The 13,159-nt window shown below is 29.9% G+C and carries 11 protein-coding genes; 7 read left to right on the top strand and 4 right to left on the bottom strand.

Translation table 11 applies throughout. The features are described 5' to 3' along the window. Positions 1 to 42: 42 nt before the first annotated feature. Positions 43 to 1,320, bottom strand: coding sequence for a YhgE/Pip domain-containing protein (locus CD113_RS05300; RefSeq protein WP_002464675.1), 1,278 nt, complete (start codon positions 1,318 to 1,320; stop codon positions 43 to 45). 154 nt (positions 1,321 to 1,474) lie between these two features. On the opposite strand from CD113_RS05300, the gene CD113_RS05295 reads away from it, so the two are divergent. Together CD113_RS05295 and CD113_RS05290 are read left to right on the top strand one after the other, a co-directional pair. Further along, on the top strand, positions 1,475 to 2,104 hold the full coding sequence (locus CD113_RS05295) for a TetR/AcrR family transcriptional regulator (protein WP_002464676.1): 630 nt from the start codon (positions 1,475 to 1,477) through the stop codon (positions 2,102 to 2,104). Positions 2,105 to 2,145: 41 nt separating this feature from the next. After that, positions 2,146 to 3,090, top strand: a complete 945-nt coding sequence (locus CD113_RS05290; RefSeq protein WP_002464677.1) for a magnesium transporter CorA family protein — start codon at positions 2,146 to 2,148, stop codon at positions 3,088 to 3,090. A gap of 157 nt (positions 3,091 to 3,247) precedes the next feature. Here the strand turns inward: CD113_RS05290 and CD113_RS05285 are convergent, their stop codons facing one another. Then, on the bottom strand, positions 3,248 to 4,690 hold the full coding sequence (locus CD113_RS05285) for a sucrose-specific PTS transporter subunit IIBC (RefSeq protein ID WP_002464678.1): 1,443 nt from the start codon (positions 4,688 to 4,690) through the stop codon (positions 3,248 to 3,250). A gap of 155 nt (positions 4,691 to 4,845) precedes the next feature. Here CD113_RS05285 and CD113_RS05280 point away from each other — a divergent pair, with 155 nt between their 5' ends. The 4 genes from CD113_RS05280 (at position 4,846) to CD113_RS05265 (ending at position 9,865) form a co-directional block, all read left to right on the top strand. After that, complete coding sequence (locus CD113_RS05280; protein ID WP_002464679.1) at positions 4,846 to 5,217, top strand: DUF1722 domain-containing protein; 372 nt, start codon at positions 4,846 to 4,848, stop codon at positions 5,215 to 5,217. 1,307 nt (positions 5,218 to 6,524) lie between these two features. After that, a complete protein-coding gene (rsp, locus tag CD113_RS05275; RefSeq protein ID WP_002464680.1) occupies positions 6,525 to 8,630 on the top strand; it encodes an AraC family transcriptional regulator Rsp in 2,106 nt (701 codons plus the stop codon). A gap of 61 nt (positions 8,631 to 8,691) precedes the next feature. Next, positions 8,692 to 9,114, top strand: coding sequence for a pyridoxamine 5'-phosphate oxidase family protein (locus tag CD113_RS05270; RefSeq protein ID WP_002464681.1), 423 nt, complete (start codon positions 8,692 to 8,694; stop codon positions 9,112 to 9,114). 181 nt (positions 9,115 to 9,295) lie between these two features. Beyond that, positions 9,296 to 9,865, top strand: coding sequence for an LPXTG cell wall anchor domain-containing protein (locus CD113_RS05265; RefSeq protein WP_002464682.1), 570 nt, complete (start codon positions 9,296 to 9,298; stop codon positions 9,863 to 9,865). Between the two features lie 316 nt (positions 9,866 to 10,181). Here the strand turns inward: CD113_RS05265 and CD113_RS05260 are convergent, their stop codons facing one another. Next, complete coding sequence (locus CD113_RS05260; protein WP_002464683.1) at positions 10,182 to 11,459, bottom strand: cation:dicarboxylate symporter family transporter; 1,278 nt, start codon at positions 11,457 to 11,459, stop codon at positions 10,182 to 10,184. A gap of 183 nt (positions 11,460 to 11,642) precedes the next feature. After that, the gene (locus tag CD113_RS05255) at positions 11,643 to 12,008 is read right to left on the bottom strand and encodes a DUF3139 domain-containing protein (protein ID WP_002464684.1); all 366 of its coding nucleotides are present in this window, start codon (positions 12,006 to 12,008) and stop codon (positions 11,643 to 11,645) included. 390 nt (positions 12,009 to 12,398) lie between these two features. Between CD113_RS05255 and CD113_RS05250 the strand changes: the two genes are divergently transcribed. Continuing rightward, entirely contained in the window at positions 12,399 to 12,842 is a 444-nt protein-coding gene (locus tag CD113_RS05250) for a MarR family winged helix-turn-helix transcriptional regulator (RefSeq protein WP_002464685.1), read from the top strand. Positions 12,843 to 13,159: the final 317 nt, after the last annotated feature.

Raw genomic sequence — 13,159 nt, 5'->3', positions numbered from 1 at the left:
GACCATGCACTTCGATAGAGTCAATAAAAACTATATTATTTTTTATGATGGTACTTCTGTACGTTTATTACTATGTTTTCTAACTATAGCAGAAATTAAACTTGATACTGCACCAAAAATCATAAATCCGATAAACATCCACATTGTACTATTTAACTCAATTGGATGATTTAAGTATACAATTTCTCGAACAGTTCCCGCATAGTGAGTGAACGGATTCCAGTCATAACCATATTTTTGATAACCTTCTGGAAGCATTGCTTTTGGTAAAGTCACTAATTGCATACTAAAGAACATAAGAATGAAGAAGATTGGTACTGATTTCAAGCCTAACCATACCATGACACCTAAGATTAAGCCAACAAATCCTAATAATGCTAATGCCACAAACGTAGCGATGCGATTTGGATGTTCAAAATCAAAACCTAATACACCTTTCATAAAGTAGATGAAAGCAAAGCTACCTGCAAATGCAGAAATAACTGCGAATAGCATTTGTCCTACTGAAGCAATAATTCTATGTTGAATTTTAATATTATTACTTGTTCTAAATGCAAAGAATAATAGTACTGATGTAACAATTGAACCCATCCAAACTGGCATAAACATTAAGAATGGCGCATTACCACCTGCTTGATGATCTTTAACTTTATTAACTTTAACATTGTCAATTTTAACTGGGTTAGTAATGCCATCAATATCAGCAGCGTTAACTTTAACATTTTGTTTTTTCAAAGTATCTAAACTTTGTTTAGTAATTTGATTATTAACGTTATCCCCCATGCCTGTTAATACAGAAGTCGCAATTTGTGAACCTTGCATACTTGAGCCTTCACTAACAATTGTTTTAAATTGACCTTGTTTAACGTCAACTTTTTGATTACCCATTTTCTTTTGCATTTGTTGAACGACTTGTGGAGGAATTTCTCCAGATTCTACTTTTTCTTTCATTTCTTCTTTTTTACTATCCATAACGACTTTTTGTGTTTTACTCATTGCATCTTTAGAAAAATCTTTATCGAAAATAGCAACACCATAAATTTTTTCATCTTTAAGATCTTTATCTAAATCTTTTTTATTATCAACTTTAACCCATTTGATTTTATCTGAGTCACTATCCATTAATTTATCTTCTATTTTTTTACCAATATTGATATCTTTATCTTGAATAGTCGTACCTTTATCATTATTCATAATACCAATAGGTAAATCTTTAGGTTTTGGATTATATGCTGGATAAAACGCGATAGAAAAGATAACCAAAATAAGCATAATAGCTATTGGCGCTATCCATAGTAATTTATTTTTAAATATATTCATCTATTTGTACCTCCTTATTAGACAATGTGTTGAATATTTTGCACGTTGTTTATTATAATATGTAAATAAGAATATACAATACACAATTTTGGCTCAGCCGTTTGTTATTGAACATTTTGTGACAAATTGTTCATTTATGAGGAGGTTTTTATTTTTGAAAGAAGATAGACGTGTACGAAAAACAAAATCTTCAATAAAAAAAGCATTTACTAAATTACTACAGGAAAAAGATCTAGATAAAATAACCATCAGTGATATTACAACGCGTGCTGATGTCAATCGAGGTACTTTTTATTTACACTATGAAGATAAATATATGTTACTAGCAGATATGGAAGATGAGTACATTGCAGAATTATCAAGTTATACTAAATTTAACGAATTACAAGGTGCTAGTGTTGAAGACATTGCTAACGAATTTGTGAATAATGTCTTGAAAAATATTTTCCAACATATTCATAATAATTTAGAATTTTACCATACAATTTTACAACTTGAGCGTACGAGTCAACTAGAATTAAAAATTAACGAACATATCAGAAAAAATATGCAAAAATATATAAGTATCGATCACACTGTTGGTGGTGTTCCCGAAATGTATTTCTATAGTTATGTCTCGGGAGCTACGATTTCAATCATCAAATATTGGGTACTAGACGACCAACCAATTTCTGTAGATGAGTTAGCTAAACATATCCATAATATTGTTTTCAATGGACCTTTACGTATTATGGCTAAAAATCGTTTACATAAATCACATGTTGAATTACAATCAAAAGAATAATTTGCATTAATTGTTAACCTTTAAGAAAGGACTTATAAATTATGATTACTTCATTCAGACATTCAGAAGATGTAGATAAACATATTATTGAAACGCCCCTTGATCATACTGCATCATGGATTAATGTTGTAGAACCAGAACGTGAAGAAATTGAAATGCTTATAGAGCAATATAATATCCCTGAAGATTTCATTCGAGATCCACTTGATTCAGAAGAAAGTGCACGTATTGAATACGATGAAGATTCTGGTTATTCATTAATTATTATTGACTTGCCTATGATCAACTCAACCAATCGTAGTGTCTTATCATTTGTAACCATGCCACTTGGGATTATTATTGGTAATGGTATTATTATGACAGTTTGTGATGCTGAGAATGAATTTTTAGAGAATTTTTCACGTCGAGATATTAATTTGAAATATCACAGTCGTTTTGCTTTAGAAATCTTAATCACTATTTCCAATCATTATAATCGTAATTTACGCTTACTAAATAAGAGTAGAATTCGCATCGAAAAAGAATTAAAAAACAACATAACCAACAAACAATTATTTAAATTAATGGAAGTTGAAAAAAGTTTAGTTTATTTCTTAGCTGCATTAAAAGGTAATGACACGATTATTAAAAAGTTATTTAGATTACCTGCTATTAAACGCTTTGAAGAAGATGAAGAATTACTAGAAGATTTAATCATTGAAAATAACCAAGCTATTGAAACTACCGAGTTACATCAACGTATCTTAGAAAGTATTACAACATCATATGCATCACTACTATCTAATGATATGAATACGATTATGAAAACATTAACGTTATTCACGGTACTGCTTACTTTACCAACTTTAGTCTTTAGTTTCTTTGGTATGAACGTCCCTTTACCAATAGACGATCATAGTTATGTATCTTGGTTAATTGTTGTAGGTATTTCGTTAATTCTTGTAGTAATTGTTAGTATTTTCTTGTGGCGTAAACAAAAGTTATAACGATAATTGGTTTTATCCCAAAGTGGACTGATACCTAATCATTTTAAATTGTTTTCTTTTTATTTATCAGTCCTAAAATATAGAGAACCCTATAGCTAAATTAAAAAGGTATTACAGTTGAAGTTGTTCACTTTGTTCTGTAATACCTTTTTCTATATTATTCTGTTATTTCTTTATTTGCTTTTCTCTTAGATAATACAAACGTCACAACGATTGCAATAGTGAAAGAAATAATCATTCCAATGAAGTAATGTAACCAACCTGAATGCACTGGATTGATTGAGATAAATCCTGGTATACCAGCTGTTCCTAAGGCAATTGCTTTTACTTTAAAGAAAGCAATATAAGCTGAACCGATACCTGAGCCAATAATCGCTCCGATGAATGGATATCTTAATTTCAAGTTAACACCAAACATTGCTGGCTCTGTAATACCTAATACTGCAGAAATACCTGCTGCAGATGCTACACCTTTAAGCTTTTTATTTTGCTTAATAATAAAGAATGCTGCAATAGCTGCGCCACCTTGTGCCATGTTAGACATTGTTGCAATTGGGAAGATAAATGAGCCACCAGTTTTAGCAGCATCAGCAATCAGCGTGGTTTCAACTGCAATAAAACTATGATGCATACCTGTAATTACTATTGGTGCATATAATAAACCAAAAATTAAACCTCCGATGGCTCCACCAAATTCATACAACCAAGTTAATCCATCAGATAACCAATATCCTAATTGTCTTGTGATTGGTCCAACAAATAAAAATGTTAAGAATGCTGTAATAAAGATTGACAATAATGGTGTTAGCAAATTATCTAATACTGCTGGAATAACTTTACGTATACTTTTCTCAATAACAGCTAAAATATAAGCAGCTACTAACATCGGTAATACTTGACCTTGATAGCCTACTTGATTAATGTGTAATCCTAATACATCCCAATAAGGGATTGATTTGCCCGCTTCCACAGCTTTCGGAAAATCGTAAGCACTCATTAATCCAGGGTGTACCAAAATCATACCTAACGCAGCACCTAGGAATGGATTACCACCAAAGCGTTTAGCAGCACTAAAACCAATCAATATAGGTAATAATGTAAATGGTGCATTCGCAAAAACATTGATCATGTCAGCTAAACCTGCAAACTGACTATAAACATCTATCAGTGATTTACCTGCAAAGAATAAATCTTTAGCTGTTAAAATGTTGTTTAGACCCATTAATAAACCGCCAGCAACGATAGCTGGAATGATAGGTACAAAGATATCTGACAGCATTTTAACAAAACGTTGCAATGGATTCATATTCTTAGCTGACTGCGCTTTAACATCAGAAGTCGTCGAAGCTTCTTTACCAGTTAATTTTTCTAACTCTGCAAACACTTTATTAACAGTACCTGCACCAATAATAATTTGGTATTGGCCACCTGTTGAAAATGTCCCTTTTACTACATCTAAATTGCTTAGTGCTTGTTCATCAACTTTACTTTCATCATTTAACACTAAACGTAAACGTGTTGAACAATGTGCCATCGCATCTAAATTTTCTTCTCCACCAATGGCCTTTAGTATCTCTTCAGCGGATTTATTATAGTCCATGTTTTGCCTCCTATTAGAACCGGTTCCATCTTTTTTCATTATAATTGTAACCGGTTCCATTAATATTTGCAATACTCTATTTGTAATTTTTCACAAACACTTATATCATGGTTTTAATAAATTCATAAATATGTCATTTATTAGGAGTGATTATAATGAAAGAGCGTGGTCTTGTTGAAAAACTATGGCGAGAGGAAAAATATCATGTGTTATTACATAGCCAACAATATTACAATGACATACGTCAACGTTTAAAAACAAATATATCATTAACTGAACTAGAACAGTTGATTCATCAAGCACTTCTGCTATCTCCTTCGACTGGCAGTGTTATTAATGCTTACGATCACATGTGGGGGTATTTCAAGACGCTTGCAACTGAGGAAGAAAAAAGAAAGGCACAGGATTTAAAACAACGTCATGTAGCAGATGCTATTCCTTATTCAACTTTATTACATTATTTAGCAATATTAGCAGATAAATATCATGTTAGTTATTTACAACAAAGTAAAGTTTTAAAAAAATAAAAAAGATAGATAATAATACTTTAGTTATGTTCGAAAGCCATTACTGGGGCGCAGTAATTTTCATTTCTTGTCTAAAGTTATCATTATCTATCCCTGTTTAAATTTAAATGTACAATGTTGCTATGCGATATCATACACTTTAATGAACGACTACTTAATAATCATCTACCTAGTCATTTTACACTGGTCTATATATAAAATTCGGGGGGAGTAATTTTTAAAAATATATAAATGTTATTGCATAATCTATTGTTAATAAATGATGTATTGTTGTAGAAATTGATAGTTATAATTGATAGTTGATGATCAAGGTTATAGTGTCATTATTCAATGTTATCTAACGTTTTGTATGTTGTTATTCTTTATAAAACAAATGGTATGTTGTTGATTCTAAGTTGTTAAATGTCTAATGAACCGAAACGATAGTCTAATGATATATCTAGCTGCATTATCTTTGGTGAAAATATCAATATTTTAATTAATCGAAAAGTTTGTGGTGTTATCTTGGTGACTTATCTACGTTGTTTAACCAGTTGACTTTTTTCAATAATCGAATATAGTCTATCGTTTACTTTGTTTAATGTTGCTTATTCTGACAAAACGTTAAATGTCCAATAAATACTGTCGTTTCCTAGTTGATGAAGTTGTACTTTTTTTCCAAAGAGTAGCGAAATACAATAGTTCAAGGAATTTTAAGATTTCATAACTGACGTAAATATTAAACAGACATCTTATTGCTTGTGACGAAGTGTATGTCATGCTCACTTTTATCTTTTAGGAAGTCGGCACGAAATAATTTTTTTAAATTCATTTTGCCAATGCCTATCCAGACAAGACTGACTAAGATTGATGCTGTCAATCGCATAATATTTTTGTTTCACGCTTACTTTTTAATGATTAACGTTAAGTACATTTAAATGTATGAATTCAAACGTGCCATTTTAAAATTGTTTACTTTTAACATAGTTGAATAAAACAAAAGTGTTGTCATTAATTCTAAATGGCTGCGTATTTTTTTGTAATATGCATTAGCTTGAATTCTATATTTATTATGACCTAAAAAATTTTATATGACTCTATCAAAAATTTTCAAATTTTGCTTACTACCTTTCTAAACCTCTATTCATGTTGTACACAATTAATAAAAGCAAGCGTTTTCATACTAAATGCCTTTAATTTCTTTTATTTTTTACTATTACTATTTCCTATGTGTTCACTTATAATTAAATATACTCTCAAATAATTATTTAAAAAAATTAATTTGAACAATGACTAAACTATTAAATTTATAATCAGGAGACAAATAAATGACATGCCAACTTTACATACATCGTACGTTATCCACTGTGCCACGTAGAAATATCAATCATATTATTATTCTTTTTTCTTTAACTAATCAATGCCGCATCACGATTAATGGTGCCACAAAGGAAGTTAATAATCATATCGTTCTGATTAATCATAGCGATATTTATCATATCGATGAAGGTGACAATATTGTTGAACTTTCGATCCCAGTTTACTATTTTTTCCGACAAAACAATAACTTTTTTAATGGCTACTTAGATCGTTATTTACTACAATCCACTAACTATATCAAATCTGTATTTGCCGATATTATTCATAACGATCAAGCGCATTCAAAGATAGAAAGTAAAATTTGCCAATTAATTGTCGATACCTTATTAAATGAGACTTTTGTCAAAATTGAACAAGAATATCTACCAAATATCGCTCTAACTAATCCTGTATTTATTGAATGCTTAAATTATATTCATGATCATATACAAAGCCATCTATCTTTGCGTGATATAGCAATGAACTGCAATATTTCGGAGTCATATTGTTCAAACCTTTTTGTAAGATATTTAAATATGAATTTCAAAGACTATTTCACTAGTATCAAGATAGCAAAAGCTATCAACCTATTACTTTCAACCGACCATTCTATCAATACAGTTGCTGAATTAGCAGGTTTCAATAGTCATACCAATTTTGCCAATCAATTTAAAAATTACTTGAACTTCAGTCCAAAACAATTTCGTACTTTATTATCTAAATTGACTCATACACCACATATTCAATATTCAAGTGACAACGTTGCACAATTTGCTAATTTAATCGCAACGATAGATTTAACTGCTCAAGTTGCAACAAATAATACGACAATTAATATTGATGATTTTAATCCTAAAGATCGCAGTCAACGTGCTAATGTGTTTGTGCGTTTTAATACTTTTAACGAGTTATTCCAATTTATCTTTAATGAATATTACGACATCAACTTTGAGTATTTACCTAAACCTGTAATATTAATAGATGATATTAGTGATATAGAAATGAGCCAGACCAACTACAATTTGCTCAATCGTTGCTTTGAAAAACTTTTTGAGAAAAATATAGGTCTAGCTATTTGTATTAAATCTACGACTCAGTTTGAAACACTGAGACAATTGATCTTAACTTTCTTACAAGTTAATCAAGATTATAATAAAAATAAAAAGTCTGTTAAATTTATTCTTGTCTTCTGTTCTAAACACATGACCGCTGATGAAATCCATTTATGCCATTTGAAAATTAAAAATAAAAATAAAAATATCAAATATAGTATTACTGTTGATGGCTTGTTAGAAAAATATCACACTATTAGCCAAACATATGACGTAATGAAACGTCTTAACTTTAATTATTATTTTATAGATATTGAAAGTGCTGAAACGACACACCAATTAATCTCAAAAAGTCATCATTTTCATCAAACTGATACACATTTTGAACATTACAAAACATTTATACTTGAATCAGGTATCCCTTCTACAAAGTTTGTCTATAATGACTTAACAAAAAGCGGGTTCAAATACACTAACGGCGGGAAGAATCCCTTACAATTATCAGATTTAGTATGTCATTTAATTGCTTTACTACGTTATGGCGGGGGCATTAGTTATCAATTATTAGATGATCACACTCATCATTTGTCTCTTTATAACAAATACGGTAGCCCTCTACCTTTAGTTCATTTGTATAAAATGATGGCGCCGTTCGTTAATGAAGATATAGAAATTACCAATAATTATTTATTAAGCCGTAAAGATAATAACTACCATTTCTTACTTTTCAATAAAATTCATGATCGTTATCTATCAGATGTCCAACAAACCTTTTCATTTTATAATCAATTACCTAGTGATTCTTTAATGATTAGTCACACACTGAATCATGAGCATGGTTCTATAGAACATCTGTTACCTGCAAGTAAACACCTAGTATATATCGAAAAAGATATTTTAGATGCATTAGATAAGTCAAATTATCCTAAGACAGAATTAGCCGTTCAAGAGGAAGACAATAAAACATTTGTCGTTAAATTAAACCAAGAAGAAGTTAAATATATTTGTTTTAAATCGTGCTAATTAAAATTAAGTTTACGTAGAAGTAATTACGGTTATATTGAATGTAAGGAGATGGTTATATATGGATAAAGCTCAAGTAACAACAGCAATCACAAATGTATTAGATACATCTAAAGTGGGTGTATTAGCAACAGCATATAATAATAAACCAAATAGTAGATATATGGTCTTCTATAATGATGGTTTAACACTTTATACAAAGACTAATATTAACTCTACTAAAGTAAAAGAAATTAAAGAAAATCCTGCCGCATACGTTATGTTAGGTTATAACGACACGACAAATCATAGTTTTGTTGAAATGGAAGCAACGATTGAAGTTGTAACTGATCAAAAAGTTATTAATTGGTTATGGGAAACTCAAGATAAATCATTCTTTGATTCAGAAAACGATCCAGAATTATGCGTCTTAAAAGTTGTACCTAAACAAGTTAAATTAATGAACGACAAAGACTTAGATACGCCAGCTACGATTGAGTTATAATAAATAAAATTTAAGACATACTAAGTTCACATATGTGGTGAGTTTAGTATGTCTTTTTTAGTGATGTATGAATTTGTAATCTAATTTAAATATTGCACTAAATAAAATAATTAAAGGACATAGTATGACCTCTCTATTTATTAAAATAAAAATACAACATAAATTATTGGAGGCGTATTTAATGAAAAAATTAAGTATTTTAGGCGCAACAACTTTAGCAGGAACTATATTATTTACAGGTATTGGTCACCAAGCACAAGCTGCAGAACAACTTAATATGAACAATGCAAAAGATATTGCTATTAAAGCATCTTCAAATGATCAAGCTAAAAAAGCCAGTTTTTCACCTGAGGGAAACAGTGATATTGCAAATCCTGCTTATACAACAACAAAAAGTGGCAACGATTATATTTTTTCTTCACCTGAAGGTGCGTACACATACAGATTAACAAATGATGGTAAGTTGTATATTACAACCAAGTATGACGGCAAAGAGCACTTTATTTCACAGGAAAATGTAGAAGAAAGTTCTCAGCAAGCTACTCAAAAGCAAGCACCAAACAATAACCAAGTTACAAATGAAACTCCACAACATATTAATCAAAGTCAACAACAAGTACAATCACAAGCAACAGTCTTACCAACAACTGGTAAAGACGAAGTTAATAGTAGTTTAGTAACATCAATCGCTACCGTATTATTAGCTGTTGGTTCATTACTTACTTTCAAACGCTTTTCTAATAATAAATAGCATAATTTAATTTGGCATATAAACTCCAAAATAGCACAAAGATGATTTTAAAATAAAATTATCTTTGTGCTATTTTATATGTTTTATATTCAATGGTATTCTCAGATTTACATGTGCTCGTTTCATCACTCCCCAACTCGTATTGCTGGACGAATTTCTCGACGAAATTCACTTTGTTGGGGCCTCGGCATAAGAGCTCCTAACAACCGTAGATTGTAAGATTCAATAGTTTACATGCGTCTTTTCATTCCTCATGCATAAGAGCTCCTAACAATCGTAGATTGTAAGGAGCTCTAATAATGTCAGATATTGTTTTTTAAATTGATTCTAAGTATTCTTGGCCTTTTTTCTTATCATATACATTTTCCCATCTTGCAATAACTACTGTTGATAATGCGTTACCGATAACGTTAACACATGTACGTACCATATCTAAGATACGGTCGACACCTATAATTAAAGCAAGTCCTTGAGCTGGCAAGCCCATTGCACCTAATGTTGTTAATAATACTACAATGGATGTACCTGGTACTGCTGCCATACCTTTTGATGTAATCATTAACGTTAACATCAAGACAATTTGTTCTGATAATGTTAAATGCATACCATACATTTGTGCAACGAATAATGCTGCAATTGATTGGTATAAAGCTGATCCATCAAGGTTAAATGTATAACCAATTGGAATTACAAATGATGTAATATCTTTTGGAGATCCAAAGTGTTCCATTTTTTTCATCATAATTGGTAGTACAGCTTCTGAACTTGATGTAGAGAAAGCCAATAAGATTTCACTTTTAAGAATCCTAATAATATTCATAATATTAATACCGCACAACCATGCGACAAAACCTAATACTACAAATACGAAAAAGAACATTGCAAAAACGACTACTAATACTAATTTTAATAATGGAAGTAATGCTGATGCACCAAATGTAATAATTGTTGTACAAATGAATGCAAATACACCTAATGGTGCTAATTTTAAAATCTTGTTAATCATCCAGAACACAGCTTCTAAAGTTCCACTTAGGAATTCTTTAACTGGTTCTCCTTTTTTACCTACTGCAGCTAATCCTAATCCAAAGAAGACTGCGAAGAAGATAATTGGTAATAATTCACCTTTATTTAAAGCTTCAAAAAAGTTTGTTGGTATAATATTTACAATAGTATCAATGAAATGATTACCATATGTAGTTTGCTCTGCTGCATGTGCAGAACTTTGATATTTAGAAATATCACCTTTAGGTAACTTAGATGGATCTAATCCTGAACCTGGATGAAACAGGTTTCCGAAAATAATCCCTAAACCTATTGCGATTGTTGTTATAACTTCAAAGTAAAGAATTGTTTTCCATCCATAGCGTCCTACCGTTTTCGATTCCCCAACATTCGAAATAGAAAGCGCTAATGAGCAAAATACAACCGGAATAACGATCATTTTAATTAAGTTTAAAAATACATCACCAAACGGTTTAATATAATTAGCTACGTTTTCTTGTCCATATAATAAAAGTCCTACGACAACACCTAGCACTAATGCAATAACTACTTGCATAGGTAGGCTAATTTTTCTCTTGAATAGAGCCATAGTACAAACTCCCCTTCATCTGACATCACTCAATTATATCAGATAATTTTAAATTATCTATAAAAAATTTAAAAGTCTTTATCTTTATAGATGTAATATTCAGCAAATTTCTAGAAAATACGTGAATAGTACAAACAATAACCCGAATATCCAAATTATCGTTCGTACTATGTTAATAAACCATTACTTACTAGGTTTATATGTTTGACTAAAGTATTTATGTTTAGCATGTTTCAGACTTTTCTTAGTTTCTGAATCAAAGCCTTCTACAAAAATACCTTTATACGTACTAATAGGTTGTACAATATATGTCACACCTGGATCATCTTTAAAAGTGATTTCCTTATAATAAATACCTTTTTTAGCACTATATAAAGTATCTTGTGTTTTAACTTTATCTTTCAAGTTCTTTTCTTCTAAATAACTATCTATCATAGCGATATTTTTATGACCTTGATATGTTTTTAAACAAAAGAAAAATGCAACTGCAACTATTAAAGAAATGACTAAAATAATCACAACTCTTGTTATTATTTGTTTTCTACTCATTTTGAGACTCCTTTTAACTTATCCATTCAGTATGAACCAATCATTTTATTTTATAAAGAGAATTTACTGGATTGTAACATTTTTTTATTTCTATATTATGGTAGAAACTTAACAGTTCCGAATAAATAATATTAAATCCATGAATAACTTTTATTTTACTACCAAACGGATTTTTACACCACTTTCAATTATTTTTGTTGCTACGACTGGGTTTATTTATGTTTTCCAAAACATTAATTCCTTTAACACTGATTATTTTACTATGTTTTCATTCGAAAGTATTATTTAATATTAAAATTTAATTAAAGACAATTCGATAATCGCGATAAAATCAGTACTTGACAACCATTAGACTTCATAATATTGTTTATTCTAACAAGGAGTGATTGAATGTATGTAGAAAACAGTTATCTTAGTAAGCAAATATGTTTTTTATTTTATGTTTCTTCTAAAGAAATTATCAAAAAATATACAACATATTTGAAAGAATATGATCTAACTTACACTGGTTATATTGTTTTAATGGCGATTGAAAATGATGAGAAACTTAACATCAAAAAATTAGGTGAACGTGTGTTCTTAGATTCGGGAACATTGACACCACTACTTAAAAAGTTAGAAAAGAAAGACTATGTTATTCGTACACGTGAAGAAAAAGATGAAAGAAATCTTCAAATTTCACTAACTAAACAAGGTCAAGAAATTAAAAAACCTTTAGCAGATATTTCATTAAAAGTATATGATGAATTTAATATTACAAGTGATGAGGCTACTGAACTTGTTCATAGTTTGCGAAATTTTGTATCTAAAAATTTCGACACCCCATCTAAATAATATATGAGATAACCTTGGTAAAAGTAACAAATTGAAGATGTGCTTTATTTCTTTTATTTTATTACTTGTTATAATGACGAAACCTTTTACCAGGTTCTCTTTTTTTTTTGCAATTTTGTCATAGTAGATTATGTATAACAAGCACGGCAAAATTGTTTTTTAATCATCTTATTATGTCAAGCACCATTTTTTATTTTAAAGGTGTTTTAAGCCTTGAATTCAATTTAAGATTAAGTTGTCTAGACAAATAAATTAAAGCCCTTATATAGTGGTCTATGGACTATATAAGAGCTTTATTAAGTTATTATTAACTAATT

It is taken from the genome of Staphylococcus simiae (assembly GCF_002902085.1).
Taxonomy (GTDB): domain Bacteria; phylum Bacillota; class Bacilli; order Staphylococcales; family Staphylococcaceae; genus Staphylococcus; species Staphylococcus simiae.
The sequence above is the reverse complement of the archived record's forward strand: the minus strand, read 5'-3'. Positions and strand labels throughout refer to the sequence as shown.